Below are 18,704 nucleotides of genomic sequence, written 5' to 3'. Positions count from 1 at the left end.
CGCCTCATAACAAAAAGAAAGGGTTTCGACGGAGCCCAGAGCACGGATGAGTTTTCGTAACGCAGCAGGCGTATGCGCAATACTTCCATAATACCGGGGAGCTTCTTGGCCGACTTCAGCAATGGCAACGGCGATGGTTTCTTTCGAGACATCCAAACCGATAAATTTTGTGGTAGAATGCATAGTAACAGCTCTCCTTTGCTATGTAGCTCTGAAATGGGTGGTGGTCACTTTCCATTTTAACCTACGACAGTAGCAATTTGGAGGGCTGCCCTTTGTTTACGTTCATCTTAGCTAGAATCCTTCACCCATCCACGTACGATCTTGCAAAAGCGCCTCAGCCCTCCCCGAAAAAGTTGCTGAACGGCTGGAAGCGGGCCAGCACCTCATCGACCTTCCTTATCCGCTCCTCCAGACTCCCTCTCAGGGTAATGTAGGGAATCCGGCGCTCCTTCAGGTCGGCGATAATCTGCTTGTGGAAGACGCTCCGCTTCTGCTCGCCGCTGCGATCCCAGGTATCGTCATAGGGAATATCGTCGTCGCACAGGAAAAACAGGTCGTACCGCTTCGCGTTCTCCAGCGCCAGCCGGGTCAACAACTCCGGCGCCCTCCCATGGTAATCCAAGGCAAACATATAGGTGGTGATGGCGTTGGTATCCACAAACAAATAGCGGTTAGCCTTCAGCAGTGCCTGCTCCTCCCGCTCCAGATGCCCCACGGCAATCTCGTCGAAGGCTTCCAGGCCGATTCTTCTGTCCACCTGATGCTCCGTCCAATAATCCCGACCATATTCACTGGCGAAGGTGGTGTTGTACTTCTGCGCCAACGCCACCGTCAGGGTGGACTTGCCGGTGGACATGGCTCCCACAAACACCACCTTCGTAATTAAGTCGCGGTATACAATATCGCTGACAAACTCCCGGTACCGGTACGGATCGGAGCGGATCATAGTGGCGGATACGGGCACCTGGCCCCGTGGCTCATCCACCCGCCGGTCCACCGCTCCCAAGGCGCGGCTCATATGATCGCCGTAAAATTCACTGGAGTAAAAATGAGTCACCTGCTCTCCGTTCAGCAGCCCGAGGATATACTGCTCCTCCCGGATTTCGTGCTCCCGGTCGTCGGAATATCCATCCGGGCCGTCCCAGGCCTCGATGACCCGCACCTGCGGATAAAGCTGCCGGATCCACCCCGCCCGGATATGCAGCGGCACCGGCATCACCGGGGTATCGTAGATGACCACGATCAGCTCATCCACCTCCTGCAGCGCCGTTTCAATCATATATTGATGCCCCTTGTGCAAGGGCGCAAATTTCCCCAGTGTAAGTCCCAGCGTTTTCATTGCAGCGCCTCCTTCGCCCCTTTGTTCCACGTATAATAGCCGTACAGCGCATTGATCAGATAAGCGCTCCACATGATGATCATCATCCCTCCGTCCGGGCTTCCCTCCGCGGTACGGATGGCCCACAACAGAACAGTAAACATATTCAATACAATATAAACCAGCCATTGCTCTTTATACCGCTTCACCATCAGCAAGGTTGCCATAACAGACAGCACGGTGGTGGTGGCATCGATATAAGGCGAGTTCTGCGCCTCGATCAGGGATAATCCGAAGCCCAGCGCCACACTCCCCGCCGCACACACAGCAGCCACCAGCAGAAGACCGCGTTTATTCAGCTGCAGCATGGTTAATTTGCCGCCTTGGCGGTGATTCTTCCACATCACAAAACCGATAATATTCATAGGGACGAAAAACAGCAGATTCAGCCCCACCTCTCCGAACAAACCGTTCCCCCAGGCCAAGTAGGCATAACCCAAGGTATTGTACATACCGAAAACGTAGGTCATCAGGTTGCCCTTGGCGGCCAGCACCACACAGAGCACACCGGTAAGAAACACCGTAAAACCAAACAGCGTATCCTTCATAAGGACGGTCAGCACAATGGCCATACCGGAGAATAAGCTTAACCAAACCAGTTCGTATAAATTCCAGCCACCCGCATATGTTTTCATAGCTGTTTGCCTCCTTTTGTTGCTCGTTTGTTTATTATATTATGTTAATAACATTTTGTTAATATCAATAATAACAGGTGGTTGCGCCGATTTCAAGTGATTTTATTCCTTTTTATCAGCTATCGGACCCACAATCCGCTATTTTTTATAATAAGGGGCTTTGGCGAATCTTGCGGACACAGGAGCCGCTATTTCCACAAAATAACGACTCCTCTGTCCGTAAAAAGGACAAAACACTGAATTTTAACCAAATAGAGGCTCCTCAGTCCGCCTCAGCAGCAGCTCCCTACGCAAAAAACCGCTGCAAGCAGCGGTATAGATCAAGCGTATGGGATGGTGTATGAAGGAAAGCAGGGTTTGGCATGGTCATCTTACTCAACAGGGCAAACAAATGGAAAGTTTCTCGTTCCGGTGCCTCTTACCCGCACCGCTGCTACTCCCGGGTATAACCGCTTATCTTCAGGTGGGATTGGAAAATATCCATGGAGGACGGAAGCTGCTCCTTGGCCGGCCAGCTATCTTGTTCCCAGATGCCGGAATGCTTCAACGCACGGGGACAGTGGATAAAACACTCCTCCACCTCCACCACAATCCCGAGCAGGGGCGCTTTGCCTTTCAGCTTCAGCAGCTCCAGTACCGGGTGCTCCTTAATCACCGTGGCACGTCCGTTAACCCGCAGCACCTCTTCCATGCCGGGAATAAGAAACAGCAGCCCCACATGGGGGTTCTCGAGAATATTGCATAAGGAGTCCACCCGCTTGTTGCCGGGCCGCTCCGGAATAACCAGCTGCTGCGGGTTGGCCACATGGACAAATCCGGGTGCATCGCCGCGCGGGGAAACGTCACAAGCCCCGTCCCCGCTGGAGGTGGATAGAAACATCATAGGAGACTGCGAGATAAAGCCTTTAGCCTCTTCGCTGATCAATCCTATGCTTTTTTTGACGACGGCTTCATGGGGGGGCCCCACCAATTCCCGCAGTTCCTCCAGAGATTGGACCGTACAGGACTGAACCTCCAGTCTATCCATTGCAAACAGCTCCTTTTCTTCGAGCAGTATTCCATATTCTCAAGCTTCCGGTCCCCGTTAACCCAACGCCACGTCCAAAATCATCATCACCAGAAAGCCGCCCATCACACCGAACGTCCCGATGTTGGAGTGTTCTCCCAAGTGGGCCTCCGGGATCAGCTCCTCCACCACCACATACATCATGGCACCTGCGGCAAAAGCCAGCAGCCACGGCATATACGGCATAATAATAGCGGCCACCAGCACGGCCAAAATGCCGAAGATCGGCTCCACAATGCCGGACATGCTGCCCATGGCAAAAGCCCGCCGGGTGCTCATCCCCTCCTGGCGCAGCGGCAGCGATATAGCCGCCCCCTCGGGGAAGTTCTGGATGCCGATGCCGATGGCCAGCGCCAGAGCGGAGGCATAGGAAGCCGTATCTCCCTGCTGCGCAGCCAAAGCAAAGGAGAGCCCCACCGCCATTCCCTCGGGGATATTATGCAGGGTCACCGCCAATACCAGCAAGGAGGTGCGCTTCATGGAGGTGGACATCCCCTCTGGCTTGCTGCCTGAGGGATGAAGATGGGGAATAAGCAGATCTAGTCCGTACAGGAAGAAAATCCCCAATACAAATCCGCCGGCTGCGGGAATCCAGCCTATTTGCCCGCTGGCCTCCGCTGCTTCAATGGCCGGGATGAGAAGGCTCCATACCGATGCCGCAATCATAACCCCCGCTGCAAAGCCGAGGAATATCTTCTGCACTTTCCCGCTCATGGTTTTGTGGAAGAGGAAGACCATCGCCGCTCCCAGAGTTGTCATCAGAAAGGTGAAACCTGTTCCGCTTGCTGCCCAAATCAACGATTCCGCCATATTCTCACCCTATCCGTACAAGGTTGTAACACCAGCATTATAGCACACTTGCCGTTCATACGAAGCTTATTCGGCCATGCAGCCGGACATACCAACCAACCTGCGTCCAGTCCCTCTATAAAAGAGAAAAGCATCCTCTCCGGATGCCTTGTCTTTTATAGGATGTCTCCTTATTTGTCAGCCCTACTCCATGTGCACCCAAAGCCCGCCTACCCAGGTATTTATCTTGGCCCAGCTTCCTTTTTGGGCAGTGGCGCCTACCGTCTGGGGCGAAAGCGCATAGCGGGTGCGAACCATTTTGCCGTCGGAATAGGTATACAGCTGGGTATGGCCGGACAAGTCCAGAGTATATTCTCCCGCAACCTCCACATCATCCGTTGGAACGGCGAGGGATAGATTAATGCCCTCGGCTATGCCTTCAGCCAATCGGTCCAGATAATCCGAATCGGACAGCCTCCGGTCCTCCTCCGGGTTGGTCATAAAGCCCATCTCCACCAGAACGGAGGGCACTGTGGACCAATTGAAGCCGGTAAGATCCGAACGGGGCACGGTTCCTCTGGAAACAGCCCCTGTGGCATCCACCGCCTGGCGGAGTATGATTCCGGCTGCCTCCTTGCTCCGGTTAAACACCTCGCCATTTTCCTCCGTCCACGCCGGATACAAAAGCGAAATTCCTTGGACCTTCGAGGAATCGGCCCCGTCGGCATGGATGCGCACGGCCAGATCCGCTTCGGCCACGTTGCACATTTGAGCCCGCTCCACATTGGAGATGTCCACATCATGGGAATCCCGGGTCATCACCACCTGGTAGCCGAAGGCCTCCAGCTTCTCCTTCAGCAGCACAGAAGCCTCCAGGGTTAGCACGTATTCCGGCTTCTTCGTCTTCACGCCACGGGTACCGGAGCTGACCTTGGCCTTCATCTCCTTGGATTCCGGGGACACCGGCTCCAGGGTGTTATTGCCATACTGCTGGTGGCCGGGGTCCACACACACCGTCTGTTGATTCCCGGGTTTGGCTTCTGCCGTTATAGGAAACAAGGTGACCATCAGTACCATCGCAAGAATCAAATGGGCATATCCTGTAAAATGCCTGGTGGTGGTTCCCATCTTCTTTCTCCCTTCTGCAGCCAAAGCTACTCTCCCTGGGTTAGATTAATTCTCCGGATCATTCTGCTGGTCTGGTCGATTAGAATAACATTGTCCTTTTGATCAACAGTAAAGCGGGTGTATGTATAGAAGGTAAGCCCGGCAGGGTCAGCCCCTTCAAGAGTGCCATATTCCTTGCCTTTTCCTTTATACAGCCCCTTGTTAAAGTGAAGCTTCTTGGTATCCACCAATGTGGAGACTTCCCCGTCCACCGTGATTTTATATATGTTATCCGTAGTCATTACATAGAAATTCCCGTTTTCTCCAATACAGCTTAATGCGCCTGCTACGGGAGCCGCCGCTAACCGCTTGAGGCTCGAATCCTTCAGCACGGATATGGCACCGGTACTCATTTCATAGGTATAAATGGCGTTGTCTTTGACCGCAGATGTCAGCTCACTGTTCGGTTCGATAAAGGTTTTGGTTACAAATTCAGTACCGCCGCCTCTACGGCTGGAATAAATCGCCCGGTCGCCCTCCAAGTAGAAGGTTTCCCCATCCACTGTCTCAAACATGGAGGAGAAAAAGGCCTGTCCCATCTTGACGCCTACATAGTCTACATCATAAGGAAGCATAGCGCGCAGTGTGAACGGATGGGTTTCCAGCTTCACCTCCGGCTCCAAGGAATAGGCGATCCCGCCGTCCAATATATACATACGGTCCAGACTATGGCTGTAGTAAAGCCGGGTCGGATGAAACTCTGCATAAATGAAGGTTTTTTTATTTACCGGCCCCCCCATAAAGTAGCTATTGAAGAGCAGGTCATCGTATTCAAAATTTAATTTGGCATCAATCTGGAACACGATTTGGAAACGTCCGGTTTCCGGGTCAACTTTTTTCACCACATAACCCGTGTTGGGATCCTTCTGAAGAGAATATACGTAACCCTTTTGATCTACGGCTACGTCGATCAGCTGTGTGGCAAAAGGGATTCGTTTGCCTGCCTCCGGATCCGGAACCAGGTTATCCACCGTAGGGATGGCGGGTACTGAAGGTGTGACTGCGGGGGTGGTGGCGGATGCGGGTTTGGACAAGGTGATGGTTTGCAGCTCCGGATGGAATGTCACGGTTTGTCCCAAGGCTTCCGCAAGGAACCGTAAGGGCACCATCGTGGTATCGTGCATAATGGCGGCCGGCTGCTCCATTGTAACCTGCAGGTTATTGACCAGCGCCACCTTTTCCCCGATGCTGAGCTCAATGGTTGTACCGGAACCGGTCAGGGTTACCGTTTGCGTATCCCCGTTCCAGGCCGTAGAGGCTCCCAGGGCATCTCCAATAAACCGGAGCGGCACCATAGTTACATCGTTCACCAGCACGGGTGCGCTCTGCAGCAGATAGGATTTCTCCCCTACAGCCGCATTCACATCGTTCAGCTTCAATACAATGGGTGCTTCGGAGGCGGCTGCCACTCCTGGAGGCGCAAATAAACCCGGCAGCATCATACAGCTAATCAATAAAGCCATTCCCTTCTTGCCCATACATCCGTTTCCGCCCTTCAATGGTTGTCTACCGTCCAGCTCTCATTATATGGAAGGGCTATCAAAATTGCCATGAAAAGTTTGAACGGCGGATATCGGTTTCTTAATATGAGGCCCCAGCAGGAAACCGCCGAGGAGATGGTGAATATACGCATAACACAACGACGAACCGGCGAGGAGATCACTATGGATCGAAGAATCATTATTGCAGGCACAGGCAGCAGCTCGGGAAAATCGACGGTTTCGCTTGGGCTTATGGGGGCTTTCCGCAAGCGGGGGCTTACGGTGCAGGGGTTCAAATGCGGGCCGGATTACATCGATTCCAGCTACCATACAGCCATTACCGGCCGCAGCTCCCGCAATCTGGACAGCTGGATGCTGACACCTGCCATATTGCGGGAAATTTATACCAGAGGCAGCCGCGGGGCGGATATTTCCATTATCGAGGGTGTGATGGGAATGTTCGATGGCAAAAACGCCGGGTCCGACGAAGGCTCCACGGCGGAAGTCAGCGCGTTGCTTGGGGCGCCCGTGCTGCTGGTGGTGGATGTAAGCGGCATGGGACGCAGCGCTGCTGCGGTGGTCAAGGGGTTTCAGGCCATGGCCGGCGAGGGCGTACACATTGCGGGGGTGATTGCCAACCGCACGGGAAGCCCTGGGCATGGAGTACTGATCAAGCAGGCGGTGGAGCAGGAATGCGGCATTCCTGTAGTGGGCTGCCTCCTGCGGGATCATGGACTGTCCATACCCGAACGGCATTTGGGTCTGATCCCGTCCTTAGAGCGGGGGGACCTGACTCCCCTGTTCCAAGCTTTGGCCAATCACGCGGAAGCCGGTGTGGATCTGGAGGCCGTGTGGGAGCTGGCAGAGTCACCTGAGGTTGAAGCGGAGAGCCGCTTGTTTGCTGAACCAGCCTGTGCCTCCGGCCCAAAACCGGATAGGCTGCGGATCGCTGTAGCCCGCGATGCGGCCTTCCATTTTTATTATCCGGAAAATCTGGAGCTGCTGGAGCATTACGGTGCGGAGCTGGTGTTTTTCTCGCCGTTGGTCGGGGAGCTGCTTCCCGAGGCAGTGGACGGGCTGTATTTGGGCGGGGGATTTCCCGAGGAATACGCCGGGACCCTGGCACAAAACCGGGCCACGGCTCAGTCGATCCGCTCCGCCGTCGAGGACGGGCTGCCGGTGATTGCGGAGTGCGGCGGCTTTATGTACCTGTGCCGCTCTCTGGTGCAAACGGAGGGCAGCGTTCATGGGATGGCGGGAGTATTTCCCGGGAAAACCGTCATGCAGACCAAGCTGGCTGCTATGGGCTACCGGGAGGCGATGGGAGCGGCGGGCAACCCGCTTCTGTCTGAGGGCGAAACCGCCCGCGGGCATGAGTTTCATTATTCCATCTATGTGCCGGGAGAGGACGGCGGAGATTCCTATCCTTCCGCATACACCGTATCAGGCAGAAAAGGGACCTCACCTGAGGGCTTTTTGTATAAAAACACCTCAGCCGGTTATACGCATCTCCACTTTGCATCCAATCCCCGGATGGTGGAGCATTGGCTGGCGTTCTGCCGGAAGTGGCGTGACAGATAAAACCGGTTCCTCGTCAGAAGGACGTCTCTAAAGAGGCGTTCTTTTTGACGTCCGGCATCCGGCCCGGCTTTCCTTCACGGTAAGGAGGCCCCAAAGCGAACCGCCTTCATCCTATCTTTCCGACTCTATAAAAGCTTTGACGGCTTGTCCGGCTTCCTCCGGCAGCTGCATCCAAACATACGCATGAACGGAGCTTGGAATATGTATGATTTCGGAACGGGGCGCCAGAGCACGGAATACGCTCAAGCTATGCCGGATTCTTTCGTTGGACCACTCCTCCTCACTGGGGAGAAACAGAACCGGACATTGAATTGCGGCATAGTAATTCTCAAACGCGAGATCCCAATATTTCTGAATGTACTCGGAACGGACATGATTCTGATAATGGGTGGTGAACATCCCGCCGTCTGACTCTACCACGGTGCTCTCCAAAAACGCCTGGACATGGCTGTTCCATATGCCCAGCTCCACAAACGGCATCTTGGCCTCCGCCAGATAGCCCTCCCGTGACGCTGCTTCAGGCGGCTTGCGCAGCGGATGGAGGGTGCGCTGCGCTTCTTTTTCCCGGTCAATCTCCTGGGCATCCCCCGGAAAGATCCCCAGCTCTCCGAACTCATTGTACAGCGCACCCTCACAAACTAACGACGACACCTTCACCGGATGGGCAGCCGACAGACAAAGTCCAATCTCCGCCCCCATTGAGCTGCCCACTACATGGCATCGCTTTACACCCAGCTCCTGCAGCAAAAGAGCCATGTTATTGGCCATATCCTCAACATGGTACCCGGTCTCCGGCTTATCCGATTTCCCGTGTCCCCGCATATCCGGGGCAATAACCCGGTACCCTTCCGTGAATTGGGGCAATATCCCATCCCACATGCTGAGCGTACCTCCACTGAAATGGAGAAACAGAATGACCGGCATTCCCTCTCCCTCAGAATCCAGGACATGCAGCCCTATTCCGTTCTTCAAAACGATCCGTTTTCCTGTCATGCGTGAAAGCTCCTCCCGGCAGACTCCTGCCGTTTTCTCTATGGTCCTGCTGCCTACCTGTCTTCTTCAATTGCGCTTTCTTTTCAAATAGCAAACGCCGTCTGCCCGTTCACGACGGTTCTTCGCACCTGCATACCCAGCCACTCCTCCGGGTCATCCGCAAACGGCCGATCCACTACCGTGAAGTCGGCTCCGTACCCGGGAGCCAGCAGCCCCCGCTCCCGCTCCTCCCCTGCCGTCTGGGCGCTGCCGTAGGTGTACAGGCGGATGGCCTCCGCCAGGCTCAGCTTCTCCCCGGGCTCGTAGCCGGTATGGGTCTCGCCGGGCTTGCGGCGGGCCACGGCAGTGTAGAGCCCGTAAAGCGGAGACAACGGCTCGATTGGCGCATCACTGCTGCCGCCGCAGGGGATGCCGGCGGAGAGCAGCGTCCGCCATGCATAACGGTGGACGGCCCGCTGCCCCAGCCGCTCCAGCACCCACGGGTAGTCGCCGGTGACAAACGGCGGCTGGATATCGGCGGCAAGCCGCAGCCGGCCCATCCGGGCGAGCTGGTCACCGCGCAGCACCGGAACATGGATGAGCCGGTCAGGCAGCCCGGCCGCCTGGGGGAGCGGCTGGCGCTCCAGCTCCGCCAGCACCAGATCCACAGCAAAGTCGCCGATCGCATGGACCGCCACCGGATACCCGGCTTCCCTCGCCTCCGTGACGATAGCGGCGAAAGCCTCCGGCGTATGGATCGGATAGCCGGATTGACCCGGCGCGTCGGCATAAGGCTCACTCAGCCAGGCGGTCCGCCCGCCCAGCACGCCGTCTGCGAACATCTTCGCCGCCCCGATCCGCAGCCACTCGCTGCCACTGCCTGCTTGCAGTCCCAAGGCCTTGGCCTCCGCCAGATGCGTATAGTTTACCAGCTGATGGGTGCGCAGGAGAATTCCCTCCTCCCGGAGCTCCCGGTGGATCCGCAGAAGGGTGTCCACCTCCCCCAGATAACGCAGATCATCCGTATGAACCGCCGTAAGCCCCAGGGACAGCGCATATTGCGCCGCCCGGCGGATGTTGGCTTTTTTCTCCGCATAATCCGGCTTCGGCACAGCAGTCTGAAACACCGCTCCCGCATCCTCATAAATACGGCCGTTCAATACTCCCCCCTCATCCCGCCCGAAGGAGCCGGATGCCGGGTCCACCGTATCCTCGCTTACACCGGCGCGCCGGAAGGCCTCGGTATTGGCCAGCATGGAATGATAGCAGACACGGGTCAGCAGCACCGGATGCCGGGTGGTTACGGCGTCCAGCTCATCCCGGGTAGGCGCCACCGCCGGCTGGAAGGCATTCTCGTTCCAATTGAGGCCAAGAATCCACTCTCCCGGCGGCGTTTTCTCTGCCCGCTGCTTCAGAAGGCCCAGCATTTCCTCCTTGGAGGAAGCCCCGCTGAAATCCAGCGCCGCCAGCTTCATGCCCTGCATGGACAGATGCATGTGACAATCGGTTAAACCGGGCAGCACATAACCGCCGTCCAGATTTACCCGCACCGCATTCCTCCCGCCCAACAAAAGCTCAAGCTCCCGGTCCGAGCCCACCGCCCGGATTCTGCCTTCCTCACAATAAATGGATACCGATTGTTCCCCTTGCCCCGGATAAGGACTGCGCCCACCGTAAAACCAGGTTCCTTCCATTTTCCATCCTCCTCGCAATTCATCACATCCACTAGAGCGTGTTTGCAAACTTTCCTCAGCACAAACTGGTTCACGCGTACATATTTCATTCCATTTTCCACAAAATAGGTATTAAGCAATACTTGTCCTATGGGAGGGATTCATCTGAATTCAGAAAGCACGGAAAAGAAGCCTTTATCGGCCGCCGAAATTTCCGCATTGTGGCATCAGCATACCGGGGACAGCCTGGCCATTTGTGTCTATAAATATTTCCTCACCATTGTGGAGGACAAAAAAATCAAAGCGGTCCTGGAATTTGCCTTGGAATCGTCGGAAAGCCATGTGTCCCAAATATCCGGATTCCTGAATGATGCCCACTTTCAGCTCCCTCTGGGCTTTACCGATAGTGATGTCAATCTTCAGGCTCCCCGTCTCTTTTCCGATCCGTTTTTGCTGTTCTATACCTATATCATGACGATACACGGGCTGACCGCATACAGCCTGGCCCTTTCATGCTGTGAGCGGGAGGACCTCCAGGACCACTTCCTGGAAAGCATCGTTACCGCCAAACAATTATTCCAGAAAATCACGGTCCTGGCCCGGACCATGCCCAAATTCTCGGGTCTGCCCTCCGTTCCCTCCCCACGGGGAGTGGAATTCATTCAAACTACAGGGATCCTGTCCAATCTCATCGGAGAGAAACGGCCGCTGGACTCCTCGGAAATCAGCCATCTGATGTTTAACTCCAAAAAAACCGGCTTCGTCCGTACGCTCAGTCTGGCATTCAGCCAGGTGGTTTCCCATGAGGATGTGCGTGACTTTATGCTGAAGAATGTGAAGCTGGCCGGACAGGATGCCGACAGCTTCGACCAGCTGCTCCGGGAGGATGATCTGGTGGCCCCGCAGCGATGGGACGATGAAATTACGGATTCACAGGCCAGTCCGTTTTCGGACAAGCTGATGATGTTCCACGCTGCTTTTTTGGTCAATACCGCCCTTTCTTATTATGGCGCGGCCATTGGGGCCAGCCTCCGGTCCGACATCGTCCTCAACTACAAGCGCGTGTCTAACCACGCCCTGCAGGCAGGCGCACTCTGCTATAACATCATGGTGAAATACGGCTGGCTGGAGCAGCAGCCCCAGGCCATCGACCGAAAAGCGTTAGCCCAACAAAGCAGCTTTCTCCCATGATTTCCTTTATATTCTCCAGATAACCCCCAAACGTAATTTTTGTCAAATCCATGGGATTCATGACACAAAAAAGCCATCCTCCACAGGATGGCTTTACGGTTTATCTACGGCCCCGGAAAGTACGGCGCAGGTCATCCACCCACTTATCCGGGACTTCCCAGGGGATGAAATGCCCACCCTCTTCATGGGCGGTAATGTTCACATGGTTATACCAAGGGGCACGGTCACTATCCAGAAAATGCTGCACCCGTTTTTCCGTTGGGATGCCCGGCGGATTTTCGTAGCCGACAAAGGTGATGCCTGTAGGGGCCTCAATCACCGGCCAGCGGTCATGGGAGGGTGTCCACGGGTAGCGGTTGTTGTTGGCGTACACCCGCATGGAGGTTTCAACGGCGTTGTTGGCCCAAAAGATAGTGGCATGGGTCAGCAGATCGTCCTTCGTAAAGACGGACTCGATATCCCCTTTATTGTCGCTCCATTTCATCCACCGCTTCAGAATCCACGCCAGCATGCCCACCGGAGAATCGCTGAGTCCGTAAGCCAGAGTCCCGGAATCCAGCACATGCACGGCCAGATGGGAGGCAAACCGGCGGTCCAGCTCCAGAATCTGCGCCCTTATCTGCTCCGGAATGTTCTCGGGAATTGGACGCCCCCCGGCAAAATCCCAGGCGCGCTCCCCGTTGAAAAAATCCAGCCTCTGGGCGGAGCCGATATGGATCGCATACAGCTCCTCCGCATATTTATGCCCCAGCTGGCCGGTCACCAACGCTCCTACATCGCAGCCCGCCGCCGCGTATTTGGGATACCCCAGTACATCTGTCATCAGCGTGTGCCACAGATCGGCCATTTTCCAAAAGTTCATATCCGGGTTATGAGGCAGCGGCACCGAAAATCCGAACCCTGGCAAGGACGGCACGATAACGTCAAAGGCCTCCGCCGGATCACCGCCGAATGCGCCGGGATCAGCCAACGGATCAATCACCTTGGACCAGTGCCAGAACGTCCACGGCCAGCCATGGGACAGAATCAACGGCATCGGATGAGGGCCAACTCCAGGCTTTCGCATAAAATGTACCGGCACTCCATCCACATGGACATGATAATGCTCATAACGGTTGATGGTTTGCTCCGCCTTGCGCCAATCGAACTCCTCGATCCAGTACCGGACAAGCCCCTCCAGATAATGGCGGTTTACCCCGTAGAAGGAGTCCTCATTGCCGGCATCCATCGGCCACCGGGTGGAGCGCAGGCGGTGCTGCAGATCCGCAAGCACTTCATCCGGGATATGGACCGGGGTGGACTGCAACCCACAAAAAGCAGCGGTCATAGTAAGTTCCTCCTTTACACCTGTTACGTCCTCGTCCTGTTGCCCAGCTCCCCCAGCTTCCTTAAGGCAGGTAGCGCCGCGGCCACTGTCTCCTTCTCCTCCCGAGTAAGTCCCTCCATAAAGGCTGAAAGCTGCGCAATCCGGTCCAGCCGGCGGGAATCAATAACGTCCGCACCCTTCGCCGTAATATGCACCAGCACCACCCGGCCGTCCGTGGGGTCGGGCTTGCGCTCAACCAGTCCGTCCCTCTCCAGCCGGGTGACCAATTGGGTAATGCCCGACTGCGTCACCTGTTCATTGGCAGTCAGCTCCGTCAGCCGCATGGGGCTCTTCCGGGACAAGGTATGCAGAACGGACAGCGTGGTAAAGCTCAGCTTCTCCACCGAGGGCAATCGGATGATAATCCGGGTCAATTCCTCAAAAACCAAAGCAAACTCAGTGACGTCCAGCTCATTGGGGGTTGTGTTAGGTTCCATGGAGGAATTATATCACATATTTATATAAGTTACTAATATAAAGAAGCAGCTTCAACTGCTTTAATCCGAAGTGGCTATGTTCCTAACGGCAGTGAGAGACGCTATTTGCCCCAAAATAGAGGTTTGCCAAATCTAACGGAAGCAGGAGACGTTATTTGCCTAGAATAGGGCTTGCCGCAGGGCAATTTATCCAAATAGCGGCCGTGGCCGCCGTTAGATTTTTTGAAGAGGCGTTTTCGCTGAAATAAGGACTCTCACCGCCGTTAGAATTCGTCATGACCTGTCGGCCATTACCAGTGGTGAAGATGGGGGTACAAACGCATATTTATACTATTGACATACGGGGCATTAAAACTTATATTTGATAGCGAGAATCATTATCAATTGGGCTATTTTTTTAAAAAAACACATGATGCAACAAGGAAGGATATGAGAATGAATACGAAGCAGCACATTTCCGTTAAGGTACTTTTCCTCGCAACTATGGTCATGATCCTGCTGGCAGGCTGCGCCTCGCAGCAATCCGGCTCCTCCCCTGCTCCGTCCCAGGCTGCAAGCAGCAGCCCGGCGCCTGCAGCCAGCCAAGCTCCCAAGGATACCACCCAATATCCCATTGTGATCAAGCATGCATTCGGCGAAACCACCATCTCCAAGAAGCCTGAGCGGGTAGCCACCATCCAATGGGCCAACCATGATGTTGCTCTTGCTCTGGGTGTGGTGCCGGTAGGCTTCTCGGCCGCCAACTTCGGCGTACAGGATAACAGCGGGCTTCTGCCCTGGACCGCTAAGAAGCTCAAGGAGCTTAATGTGGACAAGCCGAATATCTTCCAGGATACGGACGGTCTGGACTTCGAGGCCATCTCTGACTCCAACCCGGACGTTATTCTTGCCGCTTATTCCGGCATTACCAAGGAGGATTACGAGATCCTCAGCAAAATCGCTCCGGTTGTGCCCTACCAAACCACAGCATGGTCCACCACCTGGCGGGATCAGGTATTGTATAACGCCACCGGCATGGGGATGAAGGCCGAAGGCGAGAAGCTGATTAAGGACACGGAAGCCCTGATTCAAGAAAAAGCCGCCAAGTACCCTCAAATGAAGGGCAAAAAGGTGGCCTGGGTGAACTTCTCCGCCAAGGATATGTCCAAGCTGCATGTGTACACGCCTGTTGACCCGCGCGGGGCATTCCTGATCGAGCTGGGTATGTCCTATCCCGAGAGTGTTACCAGCAAAATTACGAATCCTACCGCGTATTCCCTGAACCTGAGCGCAGAAAATGCCGACGTCCTTAACGATGCGGACATCATCATCGGCTATGGCGGCGATGACCTGTATCAAGCGGTGAAGGCGGACTCCCTGCTGAGCAAAATTCCGGCTATCCAAAGAGGCTCCGTGGTGTTTATCGGCAACGGCACTGCCTTGGCCGCCTCCGGCAATCCCAACCCGCTGTCCATTGCCTATACCATCGATGATTATCTGGCCTTGATTGACGGAGCCATCAAGAAGCTCCCATGAGCAGCCCGTCCGCTTCCAAAACCAAATGGGCAAACCCGCATATCCCCAAGCATTTCCCGCTGGTCCTCGTGGCCAGCCTGATCTTGGTGGGGGTATGCGTGCTTGCCTCCCTGGTCCTGGGCTCCCGGCTGCTGGGCTGGAAAGAGCTGATGGACGGCTTGTTCCATCCTGATGTGGACTCCTACGGGGCCAATATTGTCCGCAAACGGATTTCCCGGACGGTGTTCAGCCTGTTAAGCGGTGCAGCTTTGGGCGTGTCCGGCGCTCTGATGCAGTCCGTCACCCGCAACCCCATTGCCGACCCGAGTATTCTTGGCGTGAATACCGGCGCCTCCCTGTTCGTGGTCTGCGGCATTGCCTTCTTGAATATCAGCACCGCCAACGAATACATCTGGCTGGCTTTGGCCGGCGCGGCCATTACCGCCGTCTTCGTATTCGGGATCGGATCCATGGGGAGTGGCGGAGCCACCCCCATTAAGCTGGTTTTGGCGGGAGCAGCCACCAGCGCCGCCCTGGCCTCTCTGGTCAGCGCCATTATGATTCCCCGCTCGTATGTGATGGACCAGTTCCGGTTTTGGCAGGTGGGGAGCGTCGGTTCGGCATCCTGGAGCGGGATCGCCACCTTCGCGCCGTTTCTGGCTTTTGGCATCCTGGCTGCCCTTGTGACCGCCCCTGCCCTGAATGCACTGGCCCTGGGCGATGATGTGGCCACCGGACTGGGCGTCCGTACGGGCATCCTGCGGATGGTTGCCGCGCTTGCAGGGGTTCTCCTGTGCGGAGCCACCACGGCTCTGGCTGGCCCCATCGGCTTTGTGGGCCTGATCGCCACCCATGTTACCCGGCTTATGCTGGGCTCCGATCTGCGTTTTGTAATCCCCATGTCGGCCATTTCAGGCGCCGTTATTCTGACCATATCCGATATAATCGGCCGGCTTCTGGGCAGCCCCGGGGAGCTGGAGGTCGGTGTGGTGACAGCCTTTGTCGGGGCCCCGTTACTTATCCTATTAGCCATGCGTTCGAAAGTGCGGTCATTATGAATAATCAAACAGTTGCTTTTATTATGGCGGGCAGACGCCAAAGACGCCGGCGGTGGGTCCTGGTTACCGTTGTGCTGGCAGTACTGTCATGTGCCCTTTGTATGGCCATGCTGCTGTTGGGCAGCACCATCTATCCGGTGAAGGATGTGATCCGGACCCTGATGGGCGAGCAGATCAAAGGGGTCTCCTTTGCCGTGAATACCATCCGGCTGCCCCGTATGCTGGCCGGGCTGTTCGCCGGCTTTGCCTTCGGCGTCGCCGGAAGCACCTTCCAGACTATGCTGCGCAACCCCCTGGCCAATCCCAACGTCATCGGCATTACCTCCGGCTCCAGTGCAGCTGCGGTTTTTTGCATTACCGTGCTGCATACCAGCGGGGCGGTTGTTTCCGTGGCATCGGTTATTGCCGGACTGGCTACGGTGCTGGTGATTTATGTATGCTCCAGAGGCACCTCCTTTGCCGTCGGCCGCTTAATCCTGGTGGGCATCGGCGTTCAGGCGATGCTGGATGCCATCATCTCATACCTTCTTCTGGTGGGCGCCCAGCAGGATATCCCGGCCGCCCTCAGATGGCTCAGCGGCAGTCTCAACGGCTCCCAGATGCATGAGCTTCCGCCCTTGGTCATTACCGTACTGATCTGTGCTCCGATCATCATCCTGTTGGGCAAACATCTTACCGTGCTCGAGCTGGGGGAGCAATCCGCCACTTCGCTTGGTGTAAATACAGACAAAACCCGGATCATGCTGATCGTCAGCTCCGTCTGCATGATTGCGCTGGCTACCGCAACAACAGGTCCCATCGCCTTTGTGGCCTTCCTTTCGGGACCGATAGCCAAAAGACTGGTTGGCGTCGGCTTCTCCTTCTCCAATGTGATTCCCTCCGGTTTGGTCGGGGTGATATTGGTGTTGGCCGGTGATCTCATCGGGCAGTTCGCCTTTGCCGTCAGATATCCCGTCGGCATTATGACCGGCATTCTGGGCGCGCCGTACCTGATCTTCTTGCTTATCCGGATGAATCGAAAGGGAGATTTCTAACATGAAACCGACGCATCTTTTTCAAGCGGAGCAGATTGTAGCCGGCTATGATCATAAAACCATTCTCCACGGCATCAGCCTGGTCATTCCCAGCAATAAAATCAGTGTCATGATCGGGGCCAATGCCTGCGGCAAATCCACCCTGCTGAAGACGCTGGCCCGGCTGATCAAGCCTACCTCCGGCACCGTCACCCTGGACGGCAAGCCGATCAGCAAGATTCCGCCGAAGCAGCTGGCCCGGGTGGTGGGATTGCTGCCCCAATCCCCGATTGTGCCGGAGGGGATATCGGTGGCGGATCTGGTGGGCCGGGGCCGGTTTCCGCATCAGTCCCTGTTCAGCGGCTGGACCAAAAAGGATGTGGAGGCCGTAGCCGAGGCTATGGAGATCATGAATATTACGGAGCTGGCCAACCGGAATATTGACGAGCTCTCCGGCGGTCAGCGGCAGCGTGTCTGGATTGCCATGGCCTTGGCACAGCAGACGGATATTCTATTCCTCGATGAGCCGACCACCTTCCTCGACATCACGTATCAAGTCGAAATCCTGGACCTCCTGACTGATCTGAACCGGAAGAAAGGCACGACGATCGTGATGGTGCTGCATGACATCAACCTGTCCGCGCGGTACGCCGACTACATCTTTGCCCTGTCCCAGGGGAAGCTTCTGGCGGAGGGAAAACCCGCCGAGGTGATTACCAGCTCTCTGGTGAAGGATATCTTCGGACTGGATTGCACTGTTATCCCGGACCCGGTCTCAGGTTCGCCGATGGTAATCCCCAAGGGCCGCTATTATGTTCATGAGGGCTGATGGCCGGCTCTCCATACGGCAGGATTAAAAAAAGCCTCCAACGGGACAAAAACATGTTCCGCCGGAGGCTTTTATCTGTCTTTATTTTTCCTCAACCGGCACCCAAATCTCCACTTCCGCATCCATAGGGTTGCCGTTCAGCAATACCTCTGCAACCGGCCCACCGGTATACCGGTATTGGATATCTCCAGACAGGATTTCATGGAATGCCTGATCCTCCAGCTTGTCGAAGGCCAGACGGGAAAGCCCGCCTTTTCCGCTCACGACCAGATAGAGGCCCTTCGGGAACAGCACCTCCTCCTTTCCCTCCTCCGTTGGCTTGGAGGAAACAACACCGGCATAATAGAATGCCCCTGCCTGGTCCGCCGTTACAACCGCATAACCATACGGGCTTTCCGATATGGGCTTAAGGGCAGCCATTTTCCCGCTTTGCAGAACGCCCTTAAAAAACTCTGTTTTGGCAGGAGAATACCCTTCGGCATGAATCTGGGCGGGCGGACCGAGCTGAACCTTGTAGCCTACAAAACGGAATGCTTCCTTTTCTTCCACTAGGAAATTTGCCATTTTTACT

Annotated in this window: 17 protein-coding genes and 1 pseudogene; 6 read left to right on the top strand and 12 right to left on the bottom strand. The window is 55.7% G+C overall.

Annotation, left to right across the window (positions count from 1 at the left end; all coding sequences use genetic code 11):
- From ACI1P1_RS24620 to ACI1P1_RS24590, 7 genes and pseudogenes are all read right to left on the bottom strand, one after another.
- Window positions 1-183 (bottom strand): annotated as a pseudogene (locus tag ACI1P1_RS24620) (IS110 family RNA-guided transposase); the annotation flags it as partial.
- Window positions 184-337: 154 nt separating this feature from the next.
- Window positions 338-1,342 (bottom strand): AAA family ATPase, encoded by a 1,005-nt coding sequence (locus tag ACI1P1_RS24615; protein WP_416219110.1) that lies wholly within the window; start codon window positions 1,340-1,342, stop codon window positions 338-340.
- Window positions 1,339-2,016, bottom strand: a complete 678-nt coding sequence (gene pnuC / locus ACI1P1_RS24610; RefSeq protein WP_416219109.1) for a nicotinamide riboside transporter PnuC — start codon at window positions 2,014-2,016, stop codon at window positions 1,339-1,341. The genes ACI1P1_RS24615 and pnuC overlap by 4 nt, the downstream gene beginning before the upstream one ends.
- 433 nt (window positions 2,017-2,449) lie before the next feature.
- On the bottom strand, window positions 2,450-3,043 hold the full coding sequence (locus tag ACI1P1_RS24605; RefSeq protein WP_416219108.1) for an MSMEG_1061 family FMN-dependent PPOX-type flavoprotein: 594 nt from the start codon (window positions 3,041-3,043) through the stop codon (window positions 2,450-2,452).
- 57 nt (window positions 3,044-3,100) lie between these two features.
- Window positions 3,101-3,892, bottom strand: a complete 792-nt coding sequence (locus tag ACI1P1_RS24600) for a ZIP family metal transporter (RefSeq protein ID WP_416219107.1) — start codon at window positions 3,890-3,892, stop codon at window positions 3,101-3,103.
- Window positions 3,893-4,075: 183 nt separating this feature from the next.
- Window positions 4,076-4,999 carry an N-acetylmuramoyl-L-alanine amidase gene (locus tag ACI1P1_RS24595; RefSeq protein ID WP_416219106.1) on the bottom strand — a complete coding sequence of 308 codons (924 nt, stop codon included), beginning with the start codon at window positions 4,997-4,999 and terminating at the stop codon, window positions 4,076-4,078.
- A gap of 26 nt (window positions 5,000-5,025) precedes the next feature.
- Complete coding sequence (locus ACI1P1_RS24590; protein WP_416219105.1) at window positions 5,026-6,516, bottom strand: stalk domain-containing protein; 1,491 nt, start codon at window positions 6,514-6,516, stop codon at window positions 5,026-5,028.
- Between the two features lie 186 nt (window positions 6,517-6,702).
- On the opposite strand from ACI1P1_RS24590, the gene ACI1P1_RS24585 reads away from it, so the two are divergent.
- Window positions 6,703-8,100 (top strand): cobyrinate a,c-diamide synthase, encoded by a 1,398-nt coding sequence (locus ACI1P1_RS24585; protein WP_416219104.1) that lies wholly within the window; start codon window positions 6,703-6,705, stop codon window positions 8,098-8,100.
- Between the two features lie 111 nt (window positions 8,101-8,211).
- Here the strand turns inward: ACI1P1_RS24585 and ACI1P1_RS24580 are convergent, their stop codons facing one another.
- Complete coding sequence (locus ACI1P1_RS24580; protein WP_416219103.1) at window positions 8,212-9,093, bottom strand: alpha/beta fold hydrolase; 882 nt, start codon at window positions 9,091-9,093, stop codon at window positions 8,212-8,214.
- A gap of 83 nt (window positions 9,094-9,176) precedes the next feature.
- Window positions 9,177-10,766 carry an amidohydrolase gene (locus ACI1P1_RS24575; RefSeq protein ID WP_416219102.1) on the bottom strand — a complete coding sequence of 530 codons (1,590 nt, stop codon included), beginning with the start codon at window positions 10,764-10,766 and terminating at the stop codon, window positions 9,177-9,179.
- A gap of 129 nt (window positions 10,767-10,895) precedes the next feature.
- Here ACI1P1_RS24575 and ACI1P1_RS24570 point away from each other — a divergent pair, with 129 nt between their 5' ends.
- Window positions 10,896-11,936, top strand: a complete 1,041-nt coding sequence (locus ACI1P1_RS24570) for a DUF3231 family protein (RefSeq protein WP_416219101.1) — start codon at window positions 10,896-10,898, stop codon at window positions 11,934-11,936.
- A 100-nt stretch (window positions 11,937-12,036) separates the two neighbouring features.
- On the opposite strand, the gene ACI1P1_RS24565 is transcribed toward ACI1P1_RS24570, so the two are convergent.
- Together ACI1P1_RS24565 and ACI1P1_RS24560 are read right to left on the bottom strand one after the other, a co-directional pair.
- A complete protein-coding gene (locus ACI1P1_RS24565) occupies window positions 12,037-13,263 on the bottom strand; it encodes an epoxide hydrolase family protein (protein WP_416219100.1) in 1,227 nt (408 codons plus the stop codon).
- Between the two features lie 23 nt (window positions 13,264-13,286).
- Entirely contained in the window at window positions 13,287-13,739 is a 453-nt protein-coding gene (locus ACI1P1_RS24560; protein ID WP_416219099.1) for a MarR family winged helix-turn-helix transcriptional regulator, read from the bottom strand.
- Window positions 13,740-14,174: 435 nt separating this feature from the next.
- On the opposite strand from ACI1P1_RS24560, the gene ACI1P1_RS24555 reads away from it, so the two are divergent.
- The 4 genes from ACI1P1_RS24555 to ACI1P1_RS24540 are packed head-to-tail and all read left to right on the top strand — an operon-like array spanning window position 14,175 to window position 18,133.
- Window positions 14,175-15,254: an iron-siderophore ABC transporter substrate-binding protein gene (locus ACI1P1_RS24555; protein WP_416219098.1), complete on the top strand. Its 1,080-nt coding sequence runs from the start codon at window positions 14,175-14,177 to the stop codon at window positions 15,252-15,254.
- Window positions 15,251-16,291, top strand: coding sequence for a FecCD family ABC transporter permease (locus ACI1P1_RS24550; protein ID WP_416219097.1), 1,041 nt, complete (start codon window positions 15,251-15,253; stop codon window positions 16,289-16,291). Before ACI1P1_RS24555 ends, ACI1P1_RS24550 begins: the two co-directional genes overlap by 4 nt.
- On the top strand, window positions 16,288-17,325 hold the full coding sequence (locus tag ACI1P1_RS24545; RefSeq protein WP_416219096.1) for a FecCD family ABC transporter permease: 1,038 nt from the start codon (window positions 16,288-16,290) through the stop codon (window positions 17,323-17,325). Before ACI1P1_RS24550 ends, ACI1P1_RS24545 begins: the two co-directional genes overlap by 4 nt.
- A gap of 1 nt (window position 17,326) precedes the next feature.
- Window positions 17,327-18,133 carry an ABC transporter ATP-binding protein gene (locus ACI1P1_RS24540; RefSeq protein ID WP_416219094.1) on the top strand — a complete coding sequence of 269 codons (807 nt, stop codon included), beginning with the start codon at window positions 17,327-17,329 and terminating at the stop codon, window positions 18,131-18,133.
- Between the two features lie 81 nt (window positions 18,134-18,214).
- On the opposite strand, the gene ACI1P1_RS24535 is transcribed toward ACI1P1_RS24540, so the two are convergent.
- Window positions 18,215-18,697, bottom strand: a complete 483-nt coding sequence (locus tag ACI1P1_RS24535) for a GyrI-like domain-containing protein (RefSeq protein ID WP_416219093.1) — start codon at window positions 18,695-18,697, stop codon at window positions 18,215-18,217.
- Window positions 18,698-18,704: the final 7 nt, after the last annotated feature.

The sequence above is a fragment of the Paenibacillus mesotrionivorans genome (genome assembly GCF_046098205.1).
GTDB classification, from domain to species: domain Bacteria; phylum Bacillota; class Bacilli; order Paenibacillales; family NBRC-103111; genus Paenibacillus_AR; species Paenibacillus_AR mesotrionivorans.
This window is presented reverse-complemented; position numbering and strand designations above follow the sequence as displayed.

Bases quoted from the DNA above. Each gene is read 5' to 3' on its own strand.
- ACI1P1_RS24615 (WP_416219110.1), bottom strand. From the start codon at position 1,342: ATGAAAACGCTGGGACTTACACTGGGGAAATTTGCGCCCTTGCACAAG.
- pnuC (WP_416219109.1), bottom strand. From the start codon at position 2,016: ATGAAAACATATGCGGGTGGCTGGAATTTATACGAACTGGTTTGGTTA.
- ACI1P1_RS24605 (WP_416219108.1), bottom strand. From the start codon at position 3,043: ATGGATAGACTGGAGGTTCAGTCCTGTACGGTCCAATCTCTGGAGGAA.
- ACI1P1_RS24600 (WP_416219107.1), bottom strand. From the start codon at position 3,892: ATGGCGGAATCGTTGATTTGGGCAGCAAGCGGAACAGGTTTCACCTTT.
- ACI1P1_RS24595 (WP_416219106.1), bottom strand. From the start codon at position 4,999: ATGGGAACCACCACCAGGCATTTTACAGGATATGCCCATTTGATTCTT.
- ACI1P1_RS24590 (WP_416219105.1), bottom strand. From the start codon at position 6,516: ATGGGCAAGAAGGGAATGGCTTTATTGATTAGCTGTATGATGCTGCCG.
- ACI1P1_RS24585 (WP_416219104.1), top strand. From the start codon at position 6,703: ATGGATCGAAGAATCATTATTGCAGGCACAGGCAGCAGCTCGGGAAAA.
- ACI1P1_RS24580 (WP_416219103.1), bottom strand. From the start codon at position 9,093: ATGACAGGAAAACGGATCGTTTTGAAGAACGGAATAGGGCTGCATGTC.
- ACI1P1_RS24575 (WP_416219102.1), bottom strand. From the start codon at position 10,766: ATGGAAGGAACCTGGTTTTACGGTGGGCGCAGTCCTTATCCGGGGCAA.
- ACI1P1_RS24570 (WP_416219101.1), top strand. From the start codon at position 10,896: ATGGGAGGGATTCATCTGAATTCAGAAAGCACGGAAAAGAAGCCTTTA.
- ACI1P1_RS24565 (WP_416219100.1), bottom strand. From the start codon at position 13,263: ATGACCGCTGCTTTTTGTGGGTTGCAGTCCACCCCGGTCCATATCCCG.
- ACI1P1_RS24560 (WP_416219099.1), bottom strand. From the start codon at position 13,739: ATGGAACCTAACACAACCCCCAATGAGCTGGACGTCACTGAGTTTGCT.
- ACI1P1_RS24555 (WP_416219098.1), top strand. From the start codon at position 14,175: ATGAATACGAAGCAGCACATTTCCGTTAAGGTACTTTTCCTCGCAACT.
- ACI1P1_RS24550 (WP_416219097.1), top strand. From the start codon at position 15,251: ATGAGCAGCCCGTCCGCTTCCAAAACCAAATGGGCAAACCCGCATATC.
- ACI1P1_RS24545 (WP_416219096.1), top strand. From the start codon at position 16,288: ATGAATAATCAAACAGTTGCTTTTATTATGGCGGGCAGACGCCAAAGA.
- ACI1P1_RS24540 (WP_416219094.1), top strand. From the start codon at position 17,327: ATGAAACCGACGCATCTTTTTCAAGCGGAGCAGATTGTAGCCGGCTAT.
- ACI1P1_RS24535 (WP_416219093.1), bottom strand. From the start codon at position 18,697: ATGGCAAATTTCCTAGTGGAAGAAAAGGAAGCATTCCGTTTTGTAGGC.